The following is a 25,959-nucleotide window of genomic DNA, read 5'->3' on the forward strand; positions in this document are numbered from 1 at the left end:
TATTCGTTGCATAAGGCCTAGCCTGGAAAGCCGTTCTATGGGTAATAGAGCGGCTTTTGTTGTTTATACAGCATCACTTTTGTGTTCGCCTGGTATATATTCAGGGAAACCAGAGTGAGCTGGTGAGATTGAGTTTGACAATAACAAGCGATGGGTGTCATCGCGGACGGAGGCAGTATGTCCCGCAGACGAGTTGTGGTAACGGGTTTAGGTATGGTTTCACCAGTGGGCAACACGGTGACGGATACCTGGCAAAATATTTTAGCGGGCAAAAGCGGCGTAGGCATGATCGACAAATTCGATGCTTCGGCGTTTACCACCCGATTCAGTGCGGCGGTTAAAGATTTGGATGTTGGCGAATACATGCCCATCAAAGACGCCCGTAAAATGGATCCGTTTATTCAATACGGTATGGTTGCTGGCATTCAGGCCATTGAGGACTCTGGTATTGAAGTGACCGATGAGAACGCGCCTCGTATCGGTGCCGCGATCGGTTCCGGTATTGGCGGAATCGGCTCTATCGAGGACGGCGCTAAAACCATCAGTGAACGTGGCCCTCGTCGTATTTCCCCCTTCTTTGTACCCGGTGCGATCATCAATATGATCTCGGGTAATCTGTCGATCAAATACGGTTTTCGTGGCCCCAACCTCGCGGTAGTTACGGCATGTACAACCGGGACACACTGTATTGGTCTGGCGGCGCGTTCCATTCAGTACGGTGAATCTGATGTCATGATCGCAGGTGGTGCGGAAATGGCGACCAGTCCTGTGGGCCTGGGTGGTTTCGCGGCCGCTCGCGCGCTGTCGACTCGCAATGATGATCCCCAGGCCGCCAGTCGCCCTTGGGACAAAGATCGCGATGGATTTGTGTTGGGTGAAGGCGCAGGTGTGATGGTGTTGGAAGAGTACGAACACGCCAAAGCTCGCGGTGCCAAAATTTATGCAGAGCTGATTGGCTTTGGTATGAGTGGTGATGCGTATCATATGACCTCTCCACCAGAAGATGGTGCCGGTGCCGCGTTGTCCATGCAGAACGCGATTAACGACGCGGCCATCGATACAGCTGCCATCAACTACATCAATGCGCACGGCACATCGACCCCGGCCGGCGATGTGGCCGAGTGTATCGCTGTGAAAAGTGTGATGGGTAATAACGTGGATCAAGTCGCCGTGAGTTCGACCAAATCCATGATTGGCCACCTGTTGGGTGCGGCGGGTTCTGTTGAGGCCATCTTGTCTGTGCTCGCGATTAGAGATCAGGTTGCACCTCCGACGATTAACCTCGATAACCCGGACAAGGGTTGCGATATTAATCTCGTGCCGCATACGGCTCAGGAGCGTGAAATCGATGCGGTGCTGAGCAATTCCTTCGGCTTTGGTGGCACCAACGGTTCTCTGATTTTCCGCCGCGTTTAATTTGGTATGTCGCAATCAGCGCTGATATGCCGCGTCAATGGCCGCGATACCGAGCAGCTCAGTCTGTTCGATCGCGGCTTTCAATTTGGCGATTCCCTGTTTGAAACGTCCCGTTTTTATCATGGCCATTGCCCGTTATGGTCTTATCACCTTGAGCGTTTGCAGCTAGGTTGTTTACGCTTGGGCATCGAATACCCTGAGGCTCTATTGAGCGCGGAATACGCTCGGTTGTGCCAACAGCTTTCCGAGTGGGGGCAAAGCGAAGCCATCATTAAATTTCAATTGAGTCGTGGTGAGAGTCAGCGGGGTTATGGCGTCGTTCAAGGGCCAAGCAATTTAATTACTTTGGCTTTTTCTGCGGACCCTGTTGATCAAACCACCGCGCCGAAATCCTTGGAGATCAGTCCCGTTGCCTTGGCGCAGCAGCCCTTACTTGCCGGGCTGAAACATGGCAATCGGCTGGAGCAGGTGTTAGCTCGACAGCAGCTCTCGACGGACTGTGATGATGCCATCTTGCTGGACACCGATAAGCGCGTGATTGAAGCCATCAGCAGCAATGTGTTCATTTTGCAAAATGGGAACTGGCTAACCCCCAATTTACGGGAATCTGGCGTGGCGGGTGTGGTGCGTGCCGTGTTGCTGGAGGCTGGAGCGGTTACCGTTGCCGATATCGATGTCGCCACCTTGTACCGTGCAGATGCTTTGTGTCTTGCTAATTCGGTGCAAGGAATTCAGCTTGTGAAGCAGCTCTCTGGGAGCGAGAATTTTCAAGAGAGTACACGCTATTGGCAACACCTGGACGCTTCGGAATATCTATCGCAGATTTACCTTGAACGGTTTACACTGAGCTGAGTGTATTTGGAAACTGAAGTATGTTGGATGCATTGGGCCCTTGGCGGCGTTACATCATTGGTTTTTTGGCAGCAATTGTCTTAATGTGTTGCGTGATGGTTGGCCTTGGCTTGTGGGTCAGTCAACAATTACAACGCAATCTCGATCTCCCAAGCGGCGAGCTGTTATATAAAGTGCCCGCGGGTGCCAGCTTGGCCAGTGTCAGTCGAGACCTGGAGCAGCAGGGCATCATCCCTTCAGCAAGGCTGTTGCGTCTCTACGCGCGTTTAACCGAGCAGAGCGGTATACGTCGTGGAGAATTTCTACTGGATTCCAGTCTTAATTCCTTGAGTTTGCTGACCAAGCTGCGCAGCGATGATGTTGTGCAATACCATATAACATTATTGGAAGGTTGGCGTTATCAGCAAGCACTTGATTATCTTCACAGCAAAGCCAATATTAAGGCTGAGCTTAAAGGTCTTAGCTGGGATGAACAAAAGCAAAAGCTGGGTATCGAGATAGCCCACCCGGAAGGGTATTTTTTTCCAGATACGTATCGCTATCAGGACGGTGAAAGTGATGTGGCGATTTTGAAGCGTGCCCATCGCAAACTGATGGACATTCTGGAGCGTGAGTGGGATAAAAAAGCGACGGGTTTGCCTTATCGTAATCCCCAAGAAGCTTTGATTATGGCGTCGATTATTGAAAAAGAAACGGCCAAGGATAGCGAGCGCGAAATGATCGCGGGTGTGTTTGTACGCCGACTGCAGAAAAACATGCGTTTGCAGACCGATCCTACCGTGATTTACGGTATGGGCGAGCGCTATAAAGGCAATATTCGCAGAAAGGATCTACGTGAAGCGACACCTTATAACACCTACGTGATTAAAGGCTTGCCACTAACACCGATTGCCTTGGTGGCAGAACGTTCGATTTACGCCGCTCTGCACCCAGACGACAGCAGCAATTTATTTTTTGTGGCCAAAGGTGATGGCAGCCATCAATTTTCAGCGACGCTGGATCAGCACAATCGCGCTGTTCGTGAATACCAAATTGAAAACAGAAAATCCAATTATCGTTCGGCCCCATGACGATTGAGGGAGCCATAAGGAACAACACATGCAAACCATGAAGCCGGGCTTATTTATTACGGTTGAAGGCACAGAAGGGGTTGGAAAAACCTCGAATATGAATTTTATCCGTGACACGCTGGAGGCAAAAGGGATTGAGGTGGTTTGCACTCGAGAGCCGGGTGGTACCCCGTTGGCTGAAGAGTTACGCGAGCTTCTGTTGAGCAAACGTGAAGAAAAAGTGGATGAAACCGCAGAGTTATTGATGATGTTTGCTGCCCGAGCACAACATTTGCAAAGCTTGATCATTCCAAGTTTGATGCGAGGCGCATGGGTCTTGTGTGACCGTTTTACCGATGCCACCTATGCTTATCAAGGCGCCGGCCGAGGCCTATCAATGCAAACTATTGCGCAGCTGGAATCCATGGTACAAGGACAGTTGCAGCCCGATGCCACGTTTATTCTCGATGTGGATGTGGAATTGGGATTGGAGCGCGCCAGTAAGCGCAGTGAAGCGGATCGTTTTGAGTCTGAGCACCTAGAATTTTTTGAGCGTGTTCGGGCTTGTTATCTCAGCCGCGCAGAGCAACAACCCAAACGCTACTTTGTGATCAATGCGGGCCAGACACTTGATAGCGTTCAGCAGGATATTCATCGCCAACTGACGCTGCTGCTGCCCTAAGTATTTTCAAGGGGCGCTTTGCGTGCGCAATCAAAAATCAGCGGGGCAGTGCAAGTCCAATGTGTGTTTGGTGACCGGGTGTTGAAGAGTGAGCCATTCCGCATGCAGGCATAGGCGAGGGGACTTTTGTTTAACCGCTTCGGGAGCATAAAACTCATCTCCCAGAATCGGATGGCCGATGGCCTGCATATGAACCCGCAGTTGGTGTGAACGGCCGGTAAGAGGTTTGAGCGTTACGCGGCTGCAATGGATGTCGGCATCATAGGATACGTACTCAAGCCTTGTTTGTGCGGGCTTCCCATTTTCATGATCCACCATTTGCAAGGGCCTGTTCGGCCAGTCACAGATCAGAGGCAAGTCAATTTGCTGTTCCTTGGGGTCCACTTTTCCTTCTACAAGTGCGCAATATTGTTTGTCCATGGTGCGCTGTTCAAACTGCTGGCCCAGAGCCACTTGAGATTCATGACTGAGTGGAATCAACAGCAAACCTGAGGTTGCCATATCCAGCCGATGGACAATGCGAGCATTGGGGTAGGCGGGCAGAATGCGATTGATCAGGCAGTCCTGTTTATCCGGTCCGCGACCCGGCACAGACAACAAGCCCGGGGGTTTGTTTACCGCCAGTAAGTGCTGATCTTGATAGACAATTGCGATGTCTTGCATGCCGCTGTTCCTGAAGAAATCAGCGGCATACTAAGGATTTGGCCGAGCGAAGGCAATAGTGTTTCGTCTTACCTTCGCTTGTATTAGGGCGACGTTATTCGAGGCCTTGGGAGCGTGCTTAAAGTTCCTTGCGAACCCCCAGCATCCACTGAGAACGATCAAAACTGCTGTTGCTTCCCTGCCATTGATACTCGACATAAGGCATCCAGCCGTGAGGCAGGATTGCGGTCAGACTGAGTCCCATATTGATATAGCTGTCGTCCGGACTTTCCCCGGCGAATTGATAGAGCGTATTGCTGCTGTCTTGCACGAAGCTGGCGCTCATGAGTTGCGGGTCCCGGTCAAATTCTTTTTCGTATTCAAGCCTCAGTTGGGGGATTAACACTCCGAAGTCCTGATTGAAAACAGCGCTGACATTAATACCCAAGTTGCCGATTTGAGAGTCACGTTCCATTTTTGAAAAGCGCATATTCAAGCCAGTGCCGCTGAGATCACGCTCACTGAAGCCATCAACCTCGGAGTTTGCCCAGAGCAAAGCGAGATAAGGGGTGAAAGTCCACTGATCGGCGTAGAAGCTGTAACCACTGTTGATACTGAACCACTGGCTTTCCCCGTCGGCGCTGCCGGCTGTGCGGGAGCTGATGGTGGGGAGGCTGCGGCTGGCTTCCTGATACAGGGAATTGCGGGAGAAATCATTATCGCTACGGCTAAAGCCTGCTCCGGCCTGCAGATACCAGTTTTCATTCAGATCCGCACTGGCAAAAAAACTGAGCGCCGACTGTTTGCTGTCTTTGCTGCCCGCTGAGTTGCCTGGCGCAAAATTAATACCTGGCAGTTCACCGAGAAAATCCAGCTCACTGTCTTCATAGGCATACAGAGCACCGATAACCAGACGGTCGTTCACACGATAATCGATGCCGAGTTCGAAAGCGCGGCCATCGGAGTCATAGCCCCGTTCAGTGCCAAAGCTTGCCGCTCGTTTGGAATCTTCCTGCTGGCCTCGAGCGTTCACCCAGAAGCTGAATGGACCAATAGGAGTCTCACTGCCACTGCTACCGCCTTTGGGGTTTTGTTTACGTTCTCTTTGCAGGCGAGCGTTTGCGCGGGCGAAACCCAGTGCAGCGTCGTTGCTGCTGAGCATCTGGCTTGGGTTCAGGGACGCTTCACTGTCGGTTGATAAATCACCGGGCAGCGCAGGCACGTTAAAACACAAGCCTGGCAGGCGATCGTCAACTTCGTTGGGAGATTGTTGCTGACAGACATTGAAGAAATAATCCTGAAAATCTGTTGTCCCCGCATTGGCGTAATGAGGCGCCATTGCGATGCTTAAACAGGTTCCGAAGAAGGTGAATTTGGGAAGGTCCTTGCAAATTTTGCTGTGCATTTTTGTACTCACTATCTATGCCCCACGGCTTATCAGGTTTTACGGAATATTAGCTTTGTCGGGTATAGGCGAAACATCCCTAGAAGTGACCACAATTCCAATTTTGGAGGATGCTCTGGCTGCCAATCTTGGGTATTGGCTTAGCCATAAATGGTTAGTTTGCTTGCCGCTTCATGAGACGGATGTTCCGGTCATACCCCAATGGTGTGGAGTCGAGGGCGATCTGGCATAATGTCGCTGAATAATCACAGAGAATTTCAAGAGGTTTTGGTGTCCGCAACACTTCCTTATCCCTGGCAGCAGAAGACCTGGCAATCTTTGCTGGCGCGTTTTCAGCAGGCGCAGTTACCCCACGGCTTACTGTTTAATGGCACGGCTGGTGTAGGTAAGCGCCACCTTGCGCAGTGCCTGGCGGAATTCGTTCTGTGTTTGACGCCCCAAAGTGACGCGGCCTGTGGCCAATGCAAATCCTGTGAGTTGATTAAGGCGGGGACTCACCCCGACCTGCAGAATGTTGCTCCAGAAGAGAGCGGTAAAGCCATCAAAATTGATCAAGTGCGCAAGCTCAATCATTTTCTTGGTCAAACCTCTCAGCAGGGGGGCTATAAAGTCGCCATCCTGGCGCCGGCGGAAGCCATGAACATCAATGCGGCCAACGCCTTGTTGAAGAACCTGGAAGAGCCCAGTGCCAAAACCCTGATTATTTTGATCAGCGATGCCCCTAATCGTTTGATGGCCACCATTCGCAGTCGTTGTCAGGCAGTTGCTTTTGCGGTGCCAGCCTTATCCGATGCGAGTCGCTGGTTGACCCCTTTGTGCGGAGAGCATCAGCCGGAAGCGCTGCTGAACATGTGTGGCGGCGCACCATTGGCTGCTCGGGATCTACTGGATGAAGGGCGCCTGGAAGCCCGTTTGGCCTTTGCTAAAGACCTGCATGACATGGCCAATGGACAGATGTTTTCGCTTCAGGCGGCCAGCCGTTGGATGGACGCTGAACCTCTGCTGTTGATTGAAGCTTTATTGACTTGGCTACAGTCCGCCAGTCGACAGGAAGCCCAGCCCGAAACTATGCAGCAAATGGAAGACGAGCAGGCTTTGATGACCGTGTTGCAGAGCGTGGGGGTGAAGCTGCGTTTTCGGCTCTATGACAAGCTACTCAAGTCTAAAGCTCAGTTGCTGAGCGGCGCCAATCCAAACCAGCAATTATTGCTCGAAGAAATCGCGATGGACTGGCAGGCGATGATGGCATCACGTAAGCCGATGCGCCCGGCCATTTAACATTGAACTCACTCGACTCAAAGGCCCTGATGCTGTGTAAAGCCCTTTAATTTCGGGCATTTAGCCTCAATTAGCCTGTCATAATATTGAACCCTGGCCTTGAGGCAGCTATATTACAGCTTATACGCAAGATGATGGTGAGGTGAGAAAGCCCCGCCCAAAACGCTGAGTAAAAAACAGCAAGCTGTCTTCGTGAGAAGACCAGAAAAAGGAAATCAATATGGCGGGCATGGGTGGAAGCGCTCGTAATGGGATATTATCCCTGACGATTAAAGATAAAGCGGTACTTTACGCGGCCTATATGCCGTTTATTGAGCATGGCGGCTTGTTTATCCCAACCAGCAAACAGTATCAGTTGGGCGATGAGGTGTTCATGCTGCTCAACCTGATGGATGAACCGGAAAAGATCCCGGTTGCGGGTAAAGTGGTTTGGCTCACCCCAAAAGGAGCTCAGAGCAACCGTGCCGCTGGTATTGGTGTGCAATTCAGTGACCACGACAATGTGGCCTTGAACAAAATCGAGAATTATCTGGCGGGCTCATTGGATTCAGATCGTCCTACCCATACCATGTAACCTCGGCCTTATTTTTGCGGCCCAATCGGCTTGCCGATTGGGCCGTTTTCATTTTAGAACAGGCTAAACGTTGCTTACCGATCAGCGTTGCCATACCTACTTAGAGATACCGTTGTGTTAATAGATTCCCATTGCCACCTTGATCGTTTGAAATACAAAGACGGTGAAAACCTCGACAGCACCGTTCAATTTGCTTTGGATCGTGGTGTTGAAAAAATGCTTTGTGTGGGTATCAGCACTGAAAACCGGGAGGCCGTCACCGACATTGCCGATCGCTATGAACAAGTTTACGCGTCAGTAGGGGTTCACCCATTGGATGTGGAAACCGGTTTGGCCACCGTTGAAGATTTGGTGGCGTGGTCAACGCATAAAAAAGTGGTGGCGCTGGGGGAAACTGGCCTCGACTACTATTACAGTGTCGAACAAAAAAGCCTGCAGCAGGAAAGCTTCGTTTTGCATTTGGAAGCGGCAGCCAAGGCTGAGTTACCCGTCATTGTACATACGCGGGATGCCCGCGAGGATACCCTCGATCTCATTCGCAATCACGGCGATTTAGAGCAGGCGGGTGTTTTGCATTGCTTTACTGAAAATTGGGACATGGCTTCAAAAGCTTTGGACATGAACTATTACATCTCCATATCAGGCATTGTGACATTCCGAAATGCGGATGAGTTGCGTGATGTGTGTAAAAACATTCCGCTTGAGCGTTTGTTGGTGGAAACCGATTCACCGTATCTTGCCCCGGTTCCTTATCGAGGTAAGCCCAATCAACCGGCCTATGTTAGAGAAGTTGCAGAGTTTATTGCCGACTTAAAAGGCGTTTCCTATGAAGACTTGTTGCACGCGACCGGGAGCAACTTTCACCGCTTATTTCACAAGGCGGCTTGAAGGTATCGGGCGCTACACCAGGCCACTAGAGCGCCCGCCCTTCATTTGTTTTTAAGCGCATTCCAACAGAGAATCGTTGGCATTGATGTCGAGCGTGTTGAAGTGTGGGTTGCCGTCGGCCTGGGTTTTTTGCCATAAGGTTTCACTTAAGGCCTGGCAGTCATTCCAGTTTCCGGCTTGTAACCATTCAACAATATGCTGAGCCACGTCCGGGTAATGCACCTGTTGTTGTTTATCCCACTGTAACCAGGCATCTACGCTGGGTCGTTGCAGAGTTTCCATGGTCATGCCCAAATCCAATTCATACAGTGCCCGCGCATTGGATTCCTGTTCCGTTTGGCCGAGCAGGGGTTTTACCAATAACTTTTTGCCCAGGCTAATGGCCTCACTGGCCAGTTCAAAACCGGCATTGCATATCACGCCGTTACAACGATGCAAGTCTTGATGAAAGCCCTCTCTTGAGGCGGGTTTGAATTCCAGGTGTGCGATGTCACAGGATCCATTGAAAGGCCCGTAAATCGCAAAGTGATAGTCACTGAAAGGCGCCAGCAGGCGAATGACATCTTCCTGAGACTCAAACCCCAGATACACAAGAATCAACGGTTTTTCAGATGGTTTTGATTCGCCGACTTCGTGAATATCTACAATCGGTGGCAGTATGATCTGCTCAAAGTGATGCCAATGCAGCCCCAAACCGATACTGACAGGAGCAAAATTCTGCATAATTTTACGGGACAGAAAATCATTACCGGCTTTAGGTACCGCATGATCGAATGCGTATTGATGCCCGATGCCGATGCAAGGCTTACCGGCCAGTTTGGCGGCCCAGGCGCACACGGGTTCAAAGTCGCTGACAACCACGTCGTAATCGTCTAAACGCTTGCGCATGCTGTAGACGTCTTTTATAAATTGTCGCCATTGATTTTGACGTAAGGTATGAAGGTTACTGATCTTTCCGTTTTTAAAGGCAAACGACAAACCAGCCAAACATTCCCAGTTGCCAAATGTATTCATGTCAAAAAAATCTTCCCGCTTACGACCTGTGAACACATAGTGTGTGTTTTCCAATGGCAAATGTTTTGCCATGGCGTGGGCGCGGGAAATATGACCATTTCCGGTCGCTTGTACCCCGTAAAGAATGTTCATTCAGTGTGTAACCTGTTCGTTAATTAGTAACTTAAAATCAACAGTGCAATACCGTGACCCAAACTGGCGCCCGCGACGATATCGGTAGGGAAGTGCACGCCCAGCATGACTCGCGAACTGCCCACCATCATGGCCCAAATATAAAGAATGGGTGCCAGTGCCGGGTAAAAGCTCGACAACATGGCGGCCATCAAAAAAGCGGCCGAGGTGTGACCCGAAGGAAAGCTGAATTGATCCGAGGGCTGAACGACGCTCTGAAAGTCGGGCAGTGCCGCGGGTGGGCGATTGCGTTTGAAATAATTTTTAAGAACATAATAGAGGCCGCGCTCCATCATAAAACCCGCGGCCAGTAACAGGAAAAAATGATTCAAGCCTTGCACAAGCAGCACAAGCCCAAACAGAGCGTAGAGAGGGCCGTCGGCGGATTTGGACACCCAATAGCTGCCCTGGATCAGCAGTTGTCGATGCTTGCGGCGCAGACACCAGTAGAAGGCAGCGACGTCGAATTGATGAATACTGGCGAGAATTTGTTGTCCGGCACTGATAGGTGAGGCCATATTCTTCTTCTCCTAGTTTTTGCTGAGTCTAGGGGGCAAATATGTCAGTTGGGTGTGAGTTAAGTGACAGTTGTATGAAACTTGCACAGCGTCTGGTACTCAATCTCAGTGCTTGGCTTGTGGTAGACTGCCCTTTTTCAATGCTGATGAATAAGGGCAGGGCATGAGCCAGAAATTGCAGCAGCAGTTGCGCATAATGTTGGACCTCCAAGACAACATGAACCGTAAGGTCAACGACGATTGGCGGGCACAGAACTTTGAATGGTATCGAGCCATTTGGATCGAGTGTGGAGAATTGCTTGATCACTACGGTTGGAAATGGTGGAAGAAGCAAAGCCCTGATATTGAGCAGGTTCGATTGGAGTTGATTGATATCTGGCATTTCGGCTTGAGCATGTTGCTGATGAGTCATGACGATAAAGATGCCTTAGCGGCGCAATTGGCCGAGCAAATGCAGGCCGGGGCAAGTCGTCCGGACAACTTCCCAGTGGCTTTGGAAAGTTTTACCGCCACAGTATTGAGCGAAAAGCGCTTTCCTATTGATAGCTTTATGACCCTGCTAGAAGGGGTGGAATTGGATACTGAAGGTTTATATCGCAGTTATGTCGGTAAAAACGTATTGAATTTCTTCCGTCAGGACAATGGCTACAAAGACGGCAGCTACCGCAAGCTGTGGGCGGGTCGCGAAGACAATGAACACTTGGTGGAGCTGGTCCAGTCTCTCGACAGTAGCTCGGCGAGTTTTGCTGATGAACTCTATCAGGCCTTGCAAGCTCGCTACGAGCAGGGTTAAACCTTCTTCGCTGCCAGGGAATGTTCCTCTCGGGCACGACTAAAGTTCAGTTGGCCCGAGTGTGCAAGCTCAGTACACTGGGGCCGATTCACGGCTTTTTTATTCGAATTGGCGCTTTTTTAATCATCTTTGTTTGATCCAAGCTCAAGGCTTGGCGATCAAGTGCCAAGAATCGTTCTTATTGATGCAATTTCGCCGTTAAATCACTATAATTGCCGCGCTTTATCCGGGCTCAAATCCCCGATACTGCCAAGAATTCTGGCCCGGTGCTGACGCAGGCGAAATCGCAGGCGGCAGGGCGGGGCTCTAGCACCTACCAAACTGCACGGAGATATACTGTGAAAGCACCTGTACGCGTTGCTGTAACCGGAGCCGCCGGTCAAATTAGCTACTCTCTTTTGTTCCGTATCGCTGCTGGCGAAATGTTGGGCAAAGACCAGCCTGTTATTCTGCAAATGCTGGAAATTACCCCGGCGTTGAATGCCCTGAAAGGTGTTGCCATGGAGCTGGACGACTGTGCCTTCCCTCTGTTGGCCGGTATGGTTTGTACCGACGATCCAAACGTTGCCTTCAAAGACGCTGACTTCGCTCTGTTGGTTGGTGCGCGTCCACGTGGTCCAGGCATGGAGCGTAAAGATCTGCTCGAAGCCAATGCCGCGATCTTCTCTGTACAAGGTAAGGCCATCAACGATCACGCCTCTCGTGACATTAAAGTATTGGTGGTAGGTAACCCTGCGAACACCAATGCCCTGATTGCTCAGCGTAATGCACCTGACATTAACCCACGTCAGTTCACGGCCATGACACGCTTGGATCACAACCGTGCTTTGACTCAGCTGGCTCAGAAAGCGGGCAAGAGCATCAACGACATTACCCACATGACCATTTGGGGTAACCACTCATCCACTCAGTACCCTGACATTCACGTGACCAAAGTTGATGGTGCGAATGCGATGGATCTGGTTGATCAGGATTGGTACGAGAACGATTTTATTCCTACCGTTCAAAAGCGTGGTGCTGCGATTATTGATGCACGTGGTGCTTCTTCTGCGGCTTCCGCGGCAAACGCTGCGATTTTTCACATGCGTGACTGGGCGTTGGGTACTGCCGAAGGCGATTGGGTAAGCATGGGCGTATACAGCGATGGAAGCTACGGCATCCAGGAAGGTTTGATCTACTCTTACCCTTGTGTTTGTAAAGACGGCGACTGGGAAATTGTTCAAGGTCTGGACATCAACGATTTCTCTCGCGCAAAAATGTCCGCCACTGAAACTGAGTTGGCTGAAGAGCGTGACGCGGTGAAAGATTTGTTGCCTGCATAATCGCAGTGTGAGCGGTCTGTTAAAAACGCGGCTATGCCGCGTTTTTTTATGCCTGCAATTCCTAGAATACTTCACTAATTCGCATTTTCATGCAGCCAAGGTAAGTTTCTGTTCAAGAAAGACTTGTGTTTCTTTGGTCAATATTGACAATGTTGCCCCAGCAATATGATTGTGAGCCCAGCGGAGAGGACTTTTCATGGCACACCCAAAGATTGGCAACATGGCCCCGGCCTTCACTTTAACGAATCAAAATGGCAAGAAAGTCAGTCTGAAAGACTTCCGTGATAAGGCCAATGTTCTGTTGTACTTCTACCCTAAGGCCCTGACACCCGGTTGCACCACTCAGGCCTGTGCACTGCGCGATATTCCTGCCGAGTTAAAAGCCAGAGACTGCGTTGTACTCGGAGTGAGTCCGGATCCGGAAGCGAAGTTACAGCGCTTTATCGACAAACATGAATTGAACTTCGATTTATTGTCTGACGAAGATCATGCCATTGCCGATAAGTACGGTGTTTGGGGCATGAAGAAGTTTATGGGCAAAGAATTCATGGGCTTGATTCGCACCAGCTTCATTATCGGTAAGGACGGACGCCTCAAAGTCATTTTGGATAAATTCAAAACCAAAACCCACCATGAGGATGTGTTGGCAGCCTTGGATGAGTTGGCATAAGCATCACGTTCGTCGCCTAATCAAAAAGTTAGCTAGGATTCGCTTTTTAGGAAGGGCGGCATTTTTATGTTGTCTTTGCGTCCTAACTAATTTTAGGGTGACATGACAGTCAAAAGTTTGACTTTTGTAGGACAGTTTTTATTTAGAAACACAAAAAATTCTGATAATCTCAACAAAACTCGATTTTTGGCATATAAAACAACTGCTTGGCGTCAGGGAGGCTAGTTATCCAGACGCCAACGGATCATAGTGAGGGAATTCGTTAACTTGGTATCGTCTATGCTTTCAAGCATGAGGCTATATCAGGAAAACTCAATAAATACCTTGTTCGGTAATTCCGTAGCAACGGATTATCGGTATCGATGGGGGATGTCGATACCGCGAGGTGATCAAGCAATCGCAATTAGATTCCAGGGCCGGCTCGCCGGTATAGATGTAACTTATAAGCGGGACCCAATGGCAGATTTTCAAAGCAATAAGAACACACCATCCCTGGCCGTACAGCCAACCCTTTCAGCGGCTGGCTTTAATGAGTCTCCCCAAGAACAAACCGAACGACTGCTGCGCGACATTTCGCGTTACGACTTCAACGCTTTCAGTGATCGTCTGCGCTTTTTGCATCATCAATTTACGAATCCTTCACTCAGTCAGGAAGACTTGTGGAAGAGTTATTTGCTTGCCGGCTGTGAAATGTTTTCGATGGAAGAGGCGGGTTTCTATAAGGTACTTAACCCAACACGCCCACGTTCCCTTGCGCAAAGCGATGGTATGCCCACGATGTGTGAAACCGTCGAAAATACCGAAAAATGGTTAGAAAATGTTGGGCTTGCGCTTCAAAATAGTGAAATCAGTGCTGGAAATTTAAGCGCAGAACAGGTTACGATGACCACCGGTTCAGGTGAGGAATATATACCAACGAGACAATATTTCGCTGCCTCAGTGAAAGTTGGAGAGAAGGATTTCGGAGTTTTGTTGTTTCTCTCGTCGTCAACTTCTGAAGTCGAGCCCGGTGAACTGGACCGCGAAACTTTAAAACTCATGGCAGAAGGAGTGGCCCGTATGATCGAGCTTCGCAATGTGCAACCCGCTGGAGGTTCTCTCGACCTCGAGCATTTCGCTACGGATGGCGTCAGTGGTTTAAGGGAATATATGGAGCGGGCAGCTTTGCCCCAGTTGTATGGTATCCCGAATCGTGTCGTCGAGATTTTAGTTGAACGAATCGGTACTCAGCCTTTGGGTATAGACCATATTGCCGAAACCCTGAATTTATCCAAACGAACCCTGCAGCGCCGTTTGCAGCAGCAAGATCTGTGTTTTGCTGATATTCGTGATCAGGTACGTTTTCATTTTGCAATTGAGTATTTGATTCGCGGTCAGGACAGTATCGACAGTATTTCCTCGTCCTTGGATTTTTCCGACCGCACCAGTTTTACCAATGCCTTTAAGCGTTGGACTGGTTTGTCTCCGAGCACGTTCAGAAAACTGTTCCGCGATTACGCCTGATTGTAAAGCCTGACTTAGGTCAGGCTTTGTTCCTTAATGCCCGCCCTGAGGCGGGCGTATTGCCCCTTTCTCCCAAACAGGTTAGAGTTCGCCTCCGAACGAATCGTTGGAGAACGCTAAATGAGCTTTTTTATTCCTTCCGCCATGGCCCAGTCAGGCGCTGCACCAGCCCCCGGTAGTGATCCTATCGTGACCATGCTGATGTTTGGTGGTCTGTTTATTTTCATGTACCTGTTTATCATCCGTCCCCAGCGCAAGCGCCAAAAGGAGCATCAGCAGTTAACTGAGTCTGTTGCCAAGGGTGACGAGGTTGTGATGAACTCCGGTTTGTTGGGCAAAGTGGTTCAGGTTGACGAGAGCTACCTGGTACTGGATTGCGGCAATGGCCAGGAATTGAAATTCCAGAAAGTGGCCCTGCATGCGGTATTGCCTAAAGGCACCATCAAGCAGATTTAAGTGTTGGACACTTAGGTGTTGTAACACAGACAAAAAAGCCCGGTTTATACCGGGCTTTTTTTTGCCCTTTAAAAGGGCCGTGTTTAGAGGTTGTTAGGTTCCTTGTTCCTGCGTTTCTTCATGCCAGTCCAGAATGTTCAGGTCGATGAAGATAAAGGCGATCAGCCATAAAAACGCGTCCCAGAAATCCAGAAAGGAACCGTCTATCCACCAGTAAATTGCCGCGCCCAGCAACATCAAATACAGGACGGCTTTGATGTACTTGCTGCTGCGCAGAAAGCCTTCGCTGAGGCTCTGTAGAAGTTGCAGGATAACCTCCAGCTGAAGAAGGGCAACCAGTACAATCCAGGCACCGGCGTTCAGTACATCGACCATAGCAAGATTGTGGAGCAGCCCAATACTGCGGGAATCGCCTACAATTTGAGTGTTATTGAGCTTTTGCAGTGGAGCCTCAAGGCTGGCGCAGTTTTCGCCAGTGAGTGCTGGGTACTCATTCAGAGATTGAATCAGCGACCAGCCCTGGCCACTGAGGGAACAGGCATTGCTGATGCTTATGTCAACCACGTTGGTTACCGAAAAGTACTTACTCAGATAACCGTAGAACGCGTAGCAGATGACGGCGTAGCAAACCGCTTTAATCGCACTCAATAGATAGCCTTGCCAGCTTTTGAGACGTTCGTCGCTGAGAATCGCCGTTTCCAACTCAAAAATCAGCAGGAGCAGCACCCAGGATGCGGTATCGATACTGGCCGAATATATTTCAACAAAATTATCGGTGTTCACACCTTCCGGGTAGGCGCCGGGAATGGAGCCGGTGTCTTCAAGGACAAACAAGTAAAGATTGTAAGTCAGCAGGGTGTAGATTAAATATTTAAACAGTTGGAATGCACTCAGCCCAGCCAGCAGGGGTTTGTGCTTAATTAGATCAATATAATTTACTCGCTCAGTCATGGTTTCATCGCTGTTATTGTGTTCTGTCAGAACGATGGTTTGCGGTGCATGGGCATCCGTAAACATCGTTCTGATCTCCATGGCCAAAAGGGCAGGGGGTTCGCTTACACGTTGAGCAGCAGGTACTCACGCTCCCAGGAACTGATTACCTTATTAAAGGCTTCGTATTCCTCTTCTTTCACCGCGCAATAGGCCTTGATAAATTCCGGGCCCATCACTTCGGCAACTTCCGGGCAGTCGCGCAGCAGACCAATGGCCGTTTGCAGACTACGAGCAACGTCGATGCCTTCTTCATAAGCATCGTCTGCAAAGGGCTCGCCGGGGTCGATTTTATTCTTGATGCCCAGATAACCACAAGCCAGACTGGCGGCGATAGAAAGATACGGGTTAGCGTCCATTCCCGGGAAACGGTTTTCCACACGAGTATTTTTCGGGGAGCTGTCCGGCACACGAATACCCGTGGTGCGGTTATCAAAGCCCCACAGCATATTCACCGGTGCGGAGATGTCTTTGGTAAAGCGGCGATAGGAATTTACGTTCGGTGCATACATGGAAATACAAGAAGGGGTGTATTTTCTCAAGCCACCAATATAGTGCAGGAAGCGTTCATTGGGCTTGTCGTTATCATCAATAAAAATATTTCGTCCACTGGCTTTGTCGATAAAGCTCTGGTGGATGTGCATGGCACTGCCGGGTTCGTTTTCCATAGGCTTGGCCATAAAGGTGGCATACAAACCATGTTTGATCGCCACCTCGCGCACGGCACGTTTAAACATAAATACCTGGTCGGCCAGGTTCAGTGGGTCGCCGTGCAAAAAGTTGATTTCAAATTGCGCCGCACCAGATTCGTGAATCAACGTATCGACATCCAGGTTCAGAATGTCGCAGTAATCGTACATCTCATCAATGATGTGTTCGAATTCATTCAGGGCATCGATGGAGTAGGGCTGACGGGCAAAACCGTCATGACCGGTACGGCCAGTGGCAGGCTCGATTTTATCGCCGGGGTCGTTGTTTTGTTTAACGAAGTAAAATTCCGCTTCCGGAGCCAGAATCGGTTGCCAGCCTTTGTTTTCATAGAGCTTGAGAACGCGTTTGAGTACATTGCGCGGGGCCAGAGGGTGAGGTTCCCCTTCTTTGGTATAGCAGTCGTGAATAATCTGGGCGCTTGGTGTGTTGGACCAGGGCACCAGTCGCACGGTATCGAGATCCGGTTTCAGGAACATATCGCCATCGATGCCGCTGCCGAGCAAATCGTCGTGCTCTTCGGTGAAGCCGCCGTCGATACATTGGACCATGATGCTCTCGGGAAGACGGGACTCTTCCTGAAAAAACTTCTTCACCGGGATCAGTTTACCCCGGGCATTCCCGGTCATATCCGGGATTAGACACTCGACATCCTCAACCTTGTGTTGAGTAAACCATTCATTTAGCTCTGGCATAAATCACCGTTATTGGAATTTTAAGCAATATAGCGTGAAGCACAGGACTTTTCGAGCCAGCTGCGCCTAGCCCTAAATGGGCTGAGTCTTGATTATTGCAAAAACCCGAATTATCATTCAAGTAATTATTGAGCAATTATTCAAAAAGTTATAAAAACCTGGCCCGATACACCTTCTGGCGTATCAGCTACCATGTTCAACCGCAGACAGCGCATTGAATCAAAAAGTGCATTTGATAGAGGTACTGCTATGACTCAGCAAGACGCCAACACCCTTGGTTACGAGCCTTCTTACTACTCAGCGACGGCTATCGGTGCTCAGGAGCACCCTCAGATTGAGGGTGAGGTAGCGGCCGATGTGTGCGTGATTGGCGGGGGTTATACCGGCCTGAGCGCCGCACTGCATCTGGCCAAAAAAGGGTATAAGGTCGCGCTGCTGGAAGCCGAACGCGTGGGTTGGGGAGCGTCTGGTCGAAACGGTGGCCACTGTGGTGTGGGGCAGCGTAAAGATCAGGAAGAGCTCGAAGCCCTGGTGGGCAAACAGCGTGCGGCTGAATTATGGCAGTACAGTCTCGAAGCCGTGGATACCGTGGCTCAGTTGGTGGCTGAGCACAACATTGATTGTGACCTGAAGAAAGGGATCTTGCACGTGGCCTCAAAGGCAAAACATGCGGCCTGGATGCAGGACGATGTTGCTCTGCTGCGTGATGAATACGATTATCAAGACTGCCGTTATGTAGATAAACATGAAGTATCCCAAATGGTGGGTTCTGCCGGTTTTCACGGTGGACAGTTGGATCAACGATCCCTGCATTTGCACCCGCTGAATTTTGCATTGGGCCTGGCGCGAGCTTGTCGTGAAGCGGGTGTGCAGATTTTCGAGAAAAGCCGTGTCAGTCATTACGAAGGTCAAGACACTCTCACCATTCATTGTGAAGCGGATGGCCAGAAGATCGGGCATGTGAAAGCCAAGTATCTGGTGATGGGGTGTAACGGCTATTTGGGCAAACTCGAATCAAAAATGGCGGGCAAGATCATGCCCATCAATAATTTTGTACTGGCCACCGAACCGCTGTCGGATGCGTTGGCACAGGAGTTGATTCGAGACGATACCGCGGTGGCCGACACTCTGTTTGTGATCAACTATTGGAAACTCAGTGGTGACAAACGTTTGATTTTTGGCGGCGGTGAAAACTACAGTAGCCAATTCCCGGCTGACATTAAGAACTTTGTGCGCAAATATATGCTGCGTATTTATCCTCAGTTGGAGCATACTCAGATCGATTACGGCTGGGGCGGCACCTTGGCCATTACTCTGAATCGCATGCCACACTTTGGCCGCTTACAACCCAATATTCTATTTGCTCAGGGCTATTCCGGGCATGGCGTGCCGACGGCCGTAATGGGGGGTAAATTACTGGCCGAAGCCGTATCCGGCACGGCGGAACGTTTTGACGTGATGGCGAATGTCCCGACACACAGTTTCCCGGGTGGCACGTTATTGCGTTGGCCGGGTTTGGTTGCGGGAATGCTGTTCTACAGTTTGATGGATAAATTGTAAGTTCGTGAGGCACAGGACGATGAGGGTCGCCCTGTGCCTATGCCCTTAAATGCAGCAGTTTGTTCCAATTCAGTGCTTTTCTTTTCACCGACTTTTCTGTCTTCCCCGATTACGCTTCAACGACTTGGCCCCGGTAAACCCGTTTGGGCCGTGCCACTTTTTCAGCGGTCGCCTCAACTGCACGGGCTTCTTTCTCCATGATGATTCCGTGTTGGGTGCTTGGGTTCTCGCGCAGCGGTTTGCCGAGCGAGCGGTTTTGTTCGATAAATTCCCGGATAAGCAGCTGGCAGATACTGTCCCGGCTTTGCTCGTAAGCGAGAAACAATTCATCAATCAGTTCTGGATTCGCCAGCTTGATGGAGGGTTTTTGATGGCTGGGCACCCGACGGCGAATTTCCCGCAATAAATCAATCATATGTTTATTAAAGCGCATAACACTCTCCTGTACATTGCAAGACTGGAGGTTTATACGCAAAGAACGTGCCGGTCGTTTGAAACTTTAAAAGATACCCATGCATAAGCCACTGGCGAAAGCTTCGCCGTTCTCTTCGGCCTGTTGCAAATGCGCGTTTTGAATTTCTCCCTTGGCAATTAAATCGGGTAGCACTTTTTTCATTGGGTAGCCGCAGAGAATTCGATCCATCTCGCGAACGGCGCCACTGCCATCATTGCCAGCAGACACCAGCAAACCATAGGGAAGATTCAGTTCATAGGGTTCGGCAGGATAAAAGGTGCGATCAAAAAAGTCTTTAATGGCGCCACACATATAGCCAAAGTTTTCCGGGCTGCCGAATAGAACCCCATCACACCACAACAGATCTTCCAGCTTGGCATCGAAAGCTCGTTTCACACGCAGCTCGCAATCCCGTTCTTTGGCGGCACCACGCTGGGCCGCGAGAGCCAGTTGTTCGGTATTGCCGGTTTGGCTGTGATAGATGATCAGTAGTTTTGCCATGCCCACATTGTAAACCTCTTCGACGGTTTAATGCCATTGGCTGCTTGGTGTGTCCCGTGAGCGCGCGATAATTCTCCGTTTGCACAACAGTTGCGGGTCACAACAGGAGAGCAAGGCATGCGACAGCTGATGGCTTTACTCGGGGGTATTTGTATCGCGACGTATATGCCATCTATGCCGTCGGTAGGCATGTTGGGTTTGTTGCTGCTTCTGTCAGTGTTGCTGTTGTTTGGCAGTGCAAAAATGAAACCGTCAGTGTGTCGTACGAGTGTGCGATGCTTGGCGGCCGGCTTGGCTGCTTTCTCCCTGTTCCTGTTGAGGGCAGATCTTTCCCTACAAGCACAATGGCCTTCAGAATTGGACGGGCGCACATTGCGTCTGCACATCCAAATTGAGCGCGAACCGATGGCCAGTGATAAAGCCTGGCGGTTTGATGCACGTATCACATCGCTGGCGTTTGCTGGAGGGCAGCAGGGTGCGGACACGGTATGGAAACACGTAAACGGCAAACGTATTCGTTTGCGGCTCTATAGATCCACGGCTCAGCGTTACCTTCTCTCTCCGGACGCGAATGCGAAAACATTCAAGCAACTGCAAAGTGAACTCGGTCTGCACGCCGGACGAACACTCACAGCGGACATCAAACTCAAGGCCCCTCGAGGGCTGCATAATTTTGGTGCGCAGGATTTTCAGGCCCGAATGCTCAGCCAATCCATCATTGCCACTGGGTACGTCAAAACCTTACACAGCGTCAACGGTTCTGCACGGTATGGCCTGCGAGAGCAGCTTTCCCTTGATGTGGACAATATAAAGCTCAAGCATGGGCCTTTATTAAAAGGTCTATTGTTGGGTGATCGACGCGACTTGAACGCGGAACACTGGTCCCTGCTGCAACAGACCGGTACTGGACACCTGCTTGCCATTTCGGGTTTGCATATTGGTTTGTCGGCGGCCTTGGGAATGTTGATCTCAGGTTTGGCCGGGCGCGGCGCCCAACTGTTTTCCGAGGCTGTGCCGAGTGCGCAAACCGTCGCCCTCTGGGGCGGAGGGCTGACGGCGGTCGCGTATGCCTGGCTTGCTGATTTCAGTTTGCCCACTCAGCGTGCACTATTGATGTTGTGGCTGTTTTTACTGGCCGCCATGATGGCTCGGCCGTTGGTTCCGTGGCGAGTGTTGTCGATCGTGTTGCTGTTGTTATTATTTTTCGACCCCTGGGCGTTGGAGCAGGCAGGTGGTTGTTTATCGTTCGCGGCGGTGGCGGCTTTAATCTATGGTTACCGCTGTTATCGAAAACCGCCCGGAGGAATGGCGACTTACGGTTGGCAACTGTTCCGTTCCCAATGGTTGCTGGCGAGTTTTCTGGGTATCGTTTTGTATAGCTTGCAGCTGCCCAGTGGCAGCCTTTCTTTGCCGGCTAATCTTTTGGCGATTCCCTGGCTCAGTTTTGTGATCATGCCTTTGTTGTTGCTGTTTTGTTTGAGTTGGCTGCTGGGTCTCGACTGGCACTGGCCATTGCATTGGGCTGACGGAGCCATGGATATTTTGTGGCGTTACTTGCAAAGCCTGCTTGCGATGCGGGATCGCCTGCTTGTTGATGTCAGTGACTACCTCGATGCCTACTTCGGGATTGCTTCCAATTCGACACAAGTCGCACTGTGGTGGCCTGCGATTCCTGTCAGCGTCGGGCCCATATTGTTGATGCTGCTCGCGGCATTATTGTTTTGGTTACCCAAAGGGTTTCATGGGCGTTTGTTGTGTATGTTGCCTCTGCTGTGTTTGTGTTTTCCCTCTTCACTCGTGCAACCAAAAGCGGAGGCTTTGCAGTTGACCATCGTAGATGTGGGACAGGGTTTGGCGGTTCTGATTGAAAAAGGTTCGCGGGCGGTCCTCTATGATGTGGGGCCGCGTTACAGTGCAGAGCACAATGCCGGTGCGCGTGTGGTGGCGCCATTTTTGCGGGGGCGAGGAATACGAGAGTTGGATCATCTGATTGTTTCCCATGGTGACTCTGATCATTCCGGTGGACTGAACAGTGTGCTGGAACAATTCACGGTCGGCACATTGTGGTCTGAGTCGCAATATTTGCAAACTATTCAGGATCAAGTCGAAGGGCTGTCTGTGAGCGAGAGTCAGGTCTGTGTTAAGGGCAAGGCTTGGCAATGGCAGGGCATTCAGTTCGAGTGGTTGTGGCCAGCCCCGATCATTGAACAGCATTCGACCGCCACCAAAAACAATAATCGCTCCTGTGTCTTACTGATTCAATATGAACAGCTCCGCTTGCTATTGCCTGGTGACATCGAACGCTGGGCCGAACAACAGATCCTCAACGATGTGTCGATGACATCGAAACTTTGCGCGCTGGATGTTTTATTGCTCGCTCACCACGGCAGCCACAGCTCCTCTCATAAAGCCTGGGCCGATTGCACACGCCCGGCGATGGTCATCAGCAGTACCGCCTGGCAAAACGCCTACGGGCACCCCAGTCCCAAGGTGTTGCGCCGCTACCCCTTCAGTGTGCAACTGGATACAGGGCGTGACGGTGCTATCCAGTTGCGCTACGAACGTAACAAGCTGGGGCAAATGGTGTTGAAACGGCTGCTCAAAAGCCGTCAGCAACAGCCGCGATATTGGCATCACAAGGACTAGCCCTGCAAAAGGCTTGGCTGCACAGGTGAAAACACTAAACCCGTCACAATGACAAGACTCCACAGCCGCGCATCAGCTGTGCTAAAGTGGCGCTTTTTGGGGCCTGCGCGTCCATCTGAAAGCAGTCATCATGCATGCTTAAATAATCAGCAGATGAGTCACCGAATTGCGGTGAGGACAGGGCAGTGAGAGCAGGGCTGTAACAAAGAACCATTGAGGAGAGCTTCGTGCTAGAGATTGTCGTTGCCGGCGGTTGGGTAATGGGTATTTTAATTTTGTGTTCCATTGCGGTAATTGCCATCAGTATTGAGCGCTATTGGACTCTTAATCCGGAAAAAATCGCCCCCAAGAATACTCTCGGTCAGGTGTGGAATTGGATTAAAAACAATCAGCTCGATGGGCAGCGTCTGCGCGAACTCAAGCAATCTTCCGAACTGGGTCGTATTCTGGCGGCCGGTCTGAGTAATTCCCGTCACGGTCGTGATGTAATGAAAGATTCCATCGTTGAAGCGGCGAATCAGGTTGTCCATGAAATGGAGCGCTACCTTGGCGTGTTGGGCACCGTTGCCTCTATTGCGCCGCTGCTGGGTTTGCTGGGTACCGTTCTGGGAATGATCAAAGTATTTACCGCCATTGTGCTTGAAGGCAGTGGCAACACCAGCGCCTTGGCGGGCGGCATCAGCGAAGCGCTGATCACCACCGCCGCGGGCCTGTGTGTGGCAATCCCTGCCATGATGCTGCATCGCTTCTACACTCGTCGCGTCGATACCCTGGTGGTTACCATGGAGCAGGAAGCCGTCAAACTGGTGGATGCCCTGCACAGCGAGCGCCGCGTTGATGTACGCGAGGCCAGCTAATGAAGTTTCGTCGCCAGAGAACCGATGAAGACAGCGTTAACCTGACGCCGCTGATCGATGTGGTGTTTCTGCTGCTGATTTTCTTCATGGTATCCACCACCTTTACCAAAGAAACCCATTTAACCGTGACACTGCCTGAATCCAGTGGTGAGGCGCAGCCACAGGTACAAGAACCCCTGATTGTGGTGATTGGCGCTGATGGCAGTTACGGCATTAATGGCAAAGGGCTTGTGAATAACAAGGCCAGCACATTGCGTTTGGCCCTGGAAGAAATCGCCGGGAATAACCGTCAGCAAGCCTTGATCATTACTGCTGATGCCAAGACCCCTCACCAGTCCGTGGTCACCGCCATGGATGTTGCCGGCCAGCTGGGTTTTGTCAACCTGAGCATTACCACCCAAGCGCCGGGAGAGTCTTAATGGCCAAGGCCAGTTTGGCCCAGCGCATCAGTGAGGCCTGGTATAACGGCCATGGTCTCCTGCATTTGCTGCGCCCGGCATCGGCCCTGTTTCGTCATGTCGCCGCCAAACGTCGCGAGCAACACAGCCAACAACCGAGCAGTAATTCACCCATTGTAGTGGTGGTGGGCAATATCGCCGTAGGCGGTACTGGCAAAACACCTCTGATCATCGCCCTTGTACACAAGCTGCAAGCGGAAGGTTGGCGACCCGGGGTGATTTCACGAGGCTATGGCAGCACCGCACCCCATTACCCCTATGACGTTAAACCCGACAGCCCAGTGGCGCACTGTGGCGATGAGCCATTGCTGATCGCTCAGCAATGCGACTGCCCACTGGTGATTGATGCCGATCGTCGCCAGGCGTTGGCCACGCTACAGAGTTTGCATCAGTGCGATATTGTCTTGAGCGACGATGGCTTGCAGCATTACCGCCTGCCCCGGCATATGGAATTTGCCGTCTTGGATGGTGCCCGTGGTCTGGGGAACGGCTGGTGCTTGCCGGCAGGCCCATTGCGAGAGCCTCCGGAACGTTTGGCCGAGGTTGATTTTGTGGTGATCAATCACCGCAGCGAAGGGACTTTGCATCCCAGTTTGGAATCGCTTCCCGAGAAGGCCCCTGAAGTTCAGTTTATGAGCCTTCGGGCCAGCGGATTGCGCAATCTGCACAGCGGCGAACAACGCCCCTGCGATGCCACACAGTTGCAGGCGATTGCTAAAACGGGAGAGCTGCAAGCCATGGCTGGGATTGGTAATCCTCAGCGATTTTTCGATACCCTGAGCCACTACGGCTTGCGTTTTCACGCCTGGCCATTTGATGATCATCAAACGTACAATTCTGAGAGCCTCGCCTTTGCTCATAATAAGCCTTTGTTAATGACAGCCAAAGATGGGGTAAAATGCCAGGATCTTGCAACACAGCCTGGCACTGAACAGTGGTGGCAATTGGATGTCGACGCACAACTCGAGGACGAGTTCTGGGATGGCTTTTTCGCCCGCCTGACCGAGCTTAAAGCGACTGAATAAATTAAGGCCCGCCGCTGCGTCATTCGCAGGTGTTGAATGCCGAACGTTAAATGTTAAAGAGCCCATCATGGAATTTTTTGTTGTTATCCCCGCCCGTTACGCGTCCAGTCGATTACCAGCCAAACCCCTGGCGGATATTGCGGGCAAACCGATGATTCAATGGGTGGTGGAGCGCGCTCAGTTGAGTGATGCCGAGCAAGTCATTGTGGCCACTGACGACGCGCGCATCGAGGCGGCCGTAAAAGCCTTCGGTGGCGAGGTTTGCATGACCCGCGCCGATCACCAGTCCGGGACCGATCGCCTGCAGGAAGTGGCTGAAAAATACGGCCTGGCGCCCGATGCCATTGTGGTGAACGTGCAGGGCGATGAGCCATTGATCCCGCCAGAAGTGATCAATCAAGTGGCGAACAATTTGAACCGGGCGAAAGAAGCCAGTGTGGCAACCTTGAGCGAGCCCATCCACAGTGTGGAAGATTTTTGTAACCCCAATGTTGTCAAAGCTGTGAGTGATGAGCAAGGCATAGCCTTAACCTTCAGTCGCGCTCCGGTTCCTTGGCCCCGCGATGCCTTTGCAAAAAACCGCGAGGCATTGCCAGAAGGGTTTGTGCCGCAGCGCCACATTGGCATCTACGCCTATCGCGTTGCTTTGTTAAATCGTTTTGTAGGTTGGGACGTTGCCCCGATTGAAGCGACAGAATCATTAGAGCAGTTGCGCGTGTTATGGCACGGTGAAAAAATTCACCTGGATGAAGCCTGCGCCGACGTACCCGGCGGTGTGGATACACCCGAAGACCTCCAGCGCGTCGTCGACTTTATTCAAGGGCAATAGGTG

Annotated in this window: 26 protein-coding genes; 18 read left to right on the plus strand and 8 right to left on the minus strand. The window is 51.0% G+C overall.

All coding sequences use genetic code 11. The features are described from left to right. Positions 1-177: 177 nt before the first annotated feature. From fabF to tmk, 4 genes are read left to right on the plus strand one after another with little or no spacing between them, the layout of a single operon-like run. Positions 178-1,416 (plus strand): beta-ketoacyl-ACP synthase II, encoded by a 1,239-nt coding sequence (gene fabF, locus ABWW03_RS07775; RefSeq protein WP_353407480.1) that lies wholly within the window; start codon positions 178-180, stop codon positions 1,414-1,416. A gap of 6 nt (positions 1,417-1,422) precedes the next feature. Beyond that, the gene (gene pabC / locus ABWW03_RS07780; protein ID WP_353407481.1) at positions 1,423-2,268 is read left to right on the plus strand and encodes an aminodeoxychorismate lyase; all 846 of its coding nucleotides are present in this window, start codon (positions 1,423-1,425) and stop codon (positions 2,266-2,268) included. A gap of 20 nt (positions 2,269-2,288) precedes the next feature. Next, on the plus strand, positions 2,289-3,338 hold the full coding sequence (mltG, locus tag ABWW03_RS07785) for an endolytic transglycosylase MltG (RefSeq protein ID WP_353407482.1): 1,050 nt from the start codon (positions 2,289-2,291) through the stop codon (positions 3,336-3,338). A 37-nt stretch (positions 3,339-3,375) separates the two neighbouring features. Then, a complete protein-coding gene (gene tmk / locus ABWW03_RS07790) occupies positions 3,376-3,999 on the plus strand; it encodes a dTMP kinase (RefSeq protein WP_353407587.1) in 624 nt (207 codons plus the stop codon). A gap of 30 nt (positions 4,000-4,029) precedes the next feature. On the opposite strand, the gene ABWW03_RS07795 is transcribed toward tmk, so the two are convergent. Further along, positions 4,030-4,662 carry a pseudouridine synthase gene (locus ABWW03_RS07795; protein WP_353407484.1) on the minus strand — a complete coding sequence of 211 codons (633 nt, stop codon included), beginning with the start codon at positions 4,660-4,662 and terminating at the stop codon, positions 4,030-4,032. A gap of 118 nt (positions 4,663-4,780) precedes the next feature. After that, positions 4,781-6,046, minus strand: a complete 1,266-nt coding sequence (locus tag ABWW03_RS07800; protein ID WP_353407486.1) for an autotransporter outer membrane beta-barrel domain-containing protein — start codon at positions 6,044-6,046, stop codon at positions 4,781-4,783. 270 nt (positions 6,047-6,316) lie between these two features. Here ABWW03_RS07800 and ABWW03_RS07805 point away from each other — a divergent pair, with 270 nt between their 5' ends. The 3 genes from ABWW03_RS07805 to ABWW03_RS07815 all read left to right on the plus strand — a co-directional run bounded on the left by ABWW03_RS07805 (position 6,317) and on the right by ABWW03_RS07815 (position 8,786). Further along, positions 6,317-7,324: a DNA polymerase III subunit delta' gene (locus ABWW03_RS07805; RefSeq protein ID WP_353407487.1), complete on the plus strand. Its 1,008-nt coding sequence runs from the start codon at positions 6,317-6,319 to the stop codon at positions 7,322-7,324. Positions 7,325-7,544: 220 nt separating this feature from the next. Next, positions 7,545-7,898: a PilZ domain-containing protein gene (locus ABWW03_RS07810; protein ID WP_166847117.1), complete on the plus strand. Its 354-nt coding sequence runs from the start codon at positions 7,545-7,547 to the stop codon at positions 7,896-7,898. 114 nt (positions 7,899-8,012) lie between these two features. After that, complete coding sequence (locus tag ABWW03_RS07815; RefSeq protein ID WP_353407488.1) at positions 8,013-8,786, plus strand: TatD family hydrolase; 774 nt, start codon at positions 8,013-8,015, stop codon at positions 8,784-8,786. Between the two features lie 51 nt (positions 8,787-8,837). On the opposite strand, the gene ABWW03_RS07820 is transcribed toward ABWW03_RS07815, so the two are convergent. Both ABWW03_RS07820 and ABWW03_RS07825 read right to left on the minus strand, forming a co-directional pair. Continuing rightward, a complete protein-coding gene (locus ABWW03_RS07820) occupies positions 8,838-9,932 on the minus strand; it encodes an MJ1255/VC2487 family glycosyltransferase (RefSeq protein WP_353407489.1) in 1,095 nt (364 codons plus the stop codon). Between the two features lie 23 nt (positions 9,933-9,955). Continuing rightward, the gene (locus ABWW03_RS07825) at positions 9,956-10,489 is read right to left on the minus strand and encodes a phosphatase PAP2 family protein (protein WP_353407491.1); all 534 of its coding nucleotides are present in this window, start codon (positions 10,487-10,489) and stop codon (positions 9,956-9,958) included. 175 nt (positions 10,490-10,664) lie between these two features. On the opposite strand from ABWW03_RS07825, the gene ABWW03_RS07830 reads away from it, so the two are divergent. The 5 genes from ABWW03_RS07830 to yajC all read left to right on the plus strand — a co-directional run bounded on the left by ABWW03_RS07830 (position 10,665) and on the right by yajC (position 15,233). Continuing rightward, the gene (locus ABWW03_RS07830; protein ID WP_435372748.1) at positions 10,665-11,282 is read left to right on the plus strand and encodes a dUTP diphosphatase; all 618 of its coding nucleotides are present in this window, start codon (positions 10,665-10,667) and stop codon (positions 11,280-11,282) included. Between the two features lie 338 nt (positions 11,283-11,620). Continuing rightward, a complete protein-coding gene (locus ABWW03_RS07835) occupies positions 11,621-12,604 on the plus strand; it encodes a malate dehydrogenase (RefSeq protein ID WP_353407494.1) in 984 nt (327 codons plus the stop codon). Between the two features lie 196 nt (positions 12,605-12,800). Next, on the plus strand, positions 12,801-13,274 hold the full coding sequence (gene bcp / locus ABWW03_RS07840) for a thioredoxin-dependent thiol peroxidase (RefSeq protein ID WP_353407495.1): 474 nt from the start codon (positions 12,801-12,803) through the stop codon (positions 13,272-13,274). A gap of 456 nt (positions 13,275-13,730) precedes the next feature. Then, the gene (locus tag ABWW03_RS07845; protein ID WP_353407496.1) at positions 13,731-14,777 is read left to right on the plus strand and encodes a helix-turn-helix domain-containing protein; all 1,047 of its coding nucleotides are present in this window, start codon (positions 13,731-13,733) and stop codon (positions 14,775-14,777) included. A 120-nt stretch (positions 14,778-14,897) separates the two neighbouring features. Then, on the plus strand, positions 14,898-15,233 hold the full coding sequence (yajC, locus tag ABWW03_RS07850; protein WP_353407498.1) for a preprotein translocase subunit YajC: 336 nt from the start codon (positions 14,898-14,900) through the stop codon (positions 15,231-15,233). 93 nt (positions 15,234-15,326) lie between these two features. Here the strand turns inward: yajC and ABWW03_RS07855 are convergent, their stop codons facing one another. Both ABWW03_RS07855 and ABWW03_RS07860 read right to left on the minus strand, forming a co-directional pair. Continuing rightward, the gene (locus ABWW03_RS07855) at positions 15,327-16,250 is read right to left on the minus strand and encodes a hypothetical protein (RefSeq protein WP_353407499.1); all 924 of its coding nucleotides are present in this window, start codon (positions 16,248-16,250) and stop codon (positions 15,327-15,329) included. 38 nt (positions 16,251-16,288) lie between these two features. Next, on the minus strand, positions 16,289-17,626 hold the full coding sequence (locus ABWW03_RS07860; protein WP_353407500.1) for a glutamine synthetase family protein: 1,338 nt from the start codon (positions 17,624-17,626) through the stop codon (positions 16,289-16,291). 249 nt (positions 17,627-17,875) lie between these two features. Here ABWW03_RS07860 and ABWW03_RS07865 point away from each other — a divergent pair, with 249 nt between their 5' ends. Then, positions 17,876-19,186, plus strand: a complete 1,311-nt coding sequence (locus ABWW03_RS07865; protein WP_353407502.1) for an NAD(P)/FAD-dependent oxidoreductase — start codon at positions 17,876-17,878, stop codon at positions 19,184-19,186. Positions 19,187-19,295: 109 nt separating this feature from the next. On the opposite strand, the gene ABWW03_RS07870 is transcribed toward ABWW03_RS07865, so the two are convergent. Beyond that, positions 19,296-19,619: a hypothetical protein gene (locus tag ABWW03_RS07870; protein WP_353407503.1), complete on the minus strand. Its 324-nt coding sequence runs from the start codon at positions 19,617-19,619 to the stop codon at positions 19,296-19,298. Between the two features lie 66 nt (positions 19,620-19,685). Then, positions 19,686-20,141, minus strand: a complete 456-nt coding sequence (locus tag ABWW03_RS07875; protein ID WP_353407504.1) for a flavodoxin family protein — start codon at positions 20,139-20,141, stop codon at positions 19,686-19,688. Between the two features lie 117 nt (positions 20,142-20,258). Here ABWW03_RS07875 and ABWW03_RS07880 point away from each other — a divergent pair, with 117 nt between their 5' ends. From ABWW03_RS07880 to kdsB, 5 genes are all read left to right on the plus strand, one after another. Beyond that, on the plus strand, positions 20,259-22,787 hold the full coding sequence (locus tag ABWW03_RS07880) for a DNA internalization-related competence protein ComEC/Rec2 (protein ID WP_353407505.1): 2,529 nt from the start codon (positions 20,259-20,261) through the stop codon (positions 22,785-22,787). Positions 22,788-23,014: 227 nt separating this feature from the next. Then, positions 23,015-23,644: a MotA/TolQ/ExbB proton channel family protein gene (locus tag ABWW03_RS07885; protein ID WP_353407507.1), complete on the plus strand. Its 630-nt coding sequence runs from the start codon at positions 23,015-23,017 to the stop codon at positions 23,642-23,644. Then, positions 23,644-24,063, plus strand: coding sequence for an ExbD/TolR family protein (locus tag ABWW03_RS07890; RefSeq protein ID WP_353407508.1), 420 nt, complete (start codon positions 23,644-23,646; stop codon positions 24,061-24,063). Before ABWW03_RS07885 ends, ABWW03_RS07890 begins: the two co-directional genes overlap by 1 nt. Further along, positions 24,063-25,127: a tetraacyldisaccharide 4'-kinase gene (gene lpxK, locus ABWW03_RS07895; RefSeq protein WP_353407509.1), complete on the plus strand. Its 1,065-nt coding sequence runs from the start codon at positions 24,063-24,065 to the stop codon at positions 25,125-25,127. The genes ABWW03_RS07890 and lpxK overlap by 1 nt, the downstream gene beginning before the upstream one ends. Before the next feature lie 67 nt (positions 25,128-25,194). Next, the gene (gene kdsB, locus ABWW03_RS07900; protein WP_353407510.1) at positions 25,195-25,956 is read left to right on the plus strand and encodes a 3-deoxy-manno-octulosonate cytidylyltransferase; all 762 of its coding nucleotides are present in this window, start codon (positions 25,195-25,197) and stop codon (positions 25,954-25,956) included. The last annotated feature ends 3 nt before the right edge of the window (positions 25,957-25,959 follow it).

Source organism: Pseudoteredinibacter isoporae, from assembly GCF_040372805.1.
Classification (GTDB): domain Bacteria; phylum Pseudomonadota; class Gammaproteobacteria; order Pseudomonadales; family Cellvibrionaceae; genus Pseudoteredinibacter; species Pseudoteredinibacter isoporae_A.

Bases quoted from the DNA above. Each gene is read 5' to 3' on its own strand.
- bcp (WP_353407495.1), top strand. From the start codon at position 12,801: ATGGCACACCCAAAGATTGGCAACATGGCCCCGGCCTTCACTTTAACG.
- yajC (WP_353407498.1), top strand. From the start codon at position 14,898: ATGAGCTTTTTTATTCCTTCCGCCATGGCCCAGTCAGGCGCTGCACCA.
- mltG (WP_353407482.1), top strand. From the start codon at position 2,289: ATGTTGGATGCATTGGGCCCTTGGCGGCGTTACATCATTGGTTTTTTG.
- ABWW03_RS07860 (WP_353407500.1), bottom strand. From the start codon at position 17,626: ATGCCAGAGCTAAATGAATGGTTTACTCAACACAAGGTTGAGGATGTC.
- ABWW03_RS07865 (WP_353407502.1), top strand. From the start codon at position 17,876: ATGACTCAGCAAGACGCCAACACCCTTGGTTACGAGCCTTCTTACTAC.
- kdsB (WP_353407510.1), top strand. From the start codon at position 25,195: ATGGAATTTTTTGTTGTTATCCCCGCCCGTTACGCGTCCAGTCGATTA.
- ABWW03_RS07890 (WP_353407508.1), top strand. From the start codon at position 23,644: ATGAAGTTTCGTCGCCAGAGAACCGATGAAGACAGCGTTAACCTGACG.
- ABWW03_RS07880 (WP_353407505.1), top strand. From the start codon at position 20,259: ATGCGACAGCTGATGGCTTTACTCGGGGGTATTTGTATCGCGACGTAT.
- pabC (WP_353407481.1), top strand. From the start codon at position 1,423: ATGTCGCAATCAGCGCTGATATGCCGCGTCAATGGCCGCGATACCGAG.
- ABWW03_RS07855 (WP_353407499.1), bottom strand. From the start codon at position 16,250: ATGTTTACGGATGCCCATGCACCGCAAACCATCGTTCTGACAGAACAC.
- tmk (WP_353407587.1), top strand. From the start codon at position 3,376: ATGAAGCCGGGCTTATTTATTACGGTTGAAGGCACAGAAGGGGTTGGA.
- ABWW03_RS07870 (WP_353407503.1), bottom strand. From the start codon at position 19,619: ATGCGCTTTAATAAACATATGATTGATTTATTGCGGGAAATTCGCCGT.
- lpxK (WP_353407509.1), top strand. From the start codon at position 24,063: ATGGCCAAGGCCAGTTTGGCCCAGCGCATCAGTGAGGCCTGGTATAAC.
- ABWW03_RS07825 (WP_353407491.1), bottom strand. From the start codon at position 10,489: ATGGCCTCACCTATCAGTGCCGGACAACAAATTCTCGCCAGTATTCAT.
- fabF (WP_353407480.1), top strand. From the start codon at position 178: ATGTCCCGCAGACGAGTTGTGGTAACGGGTTTAGGTATGGTTTCACCA.
- ABWW03_RS07845 (WP_353407496.1), top strand. From the start codon at position 13,731: ATGGCAGATTTTCAAAGCAATAAGAACACACCATCCCTGGCCGTACAG.
- ABWW03_RS07875 (WP_353407504.1), bottom strand. From the start codon at position 20,141: ATGGCAAAACTACTGATCATCTATCACAGCCAAACCGGCAATACCGAA.
- ABWW03_RS07810 (WP_166847117.1), top strand. From the start codon at position 7,545: ATGGCGGGCATGGGTGGAAGCGCTCGTAATGGGATATTATCCCTGACG.
- ABWW03_RS07800 (WP_353407486.1), bottom strand. From the start codon at position 6,046: ATGCACAGCAAAATTTGCAAGGACCTTCCCAAATTCACCTTCTTCGGA.
- ABWW03_RS07820 (WP_353407489.1), bottom strand. From the start codon at position 9,932: ATGAACATTCTTTACGGGGTACAAGCGACCGGAAATGGTCATATTTCC.
- ABWW03_RS07795 (WP_353407484.1), bottom strand. From the start codon at position 4,662: ATGCAAGACATCGCAATTGTCTATCAAGATCAGCACTTACTGGCGGTA.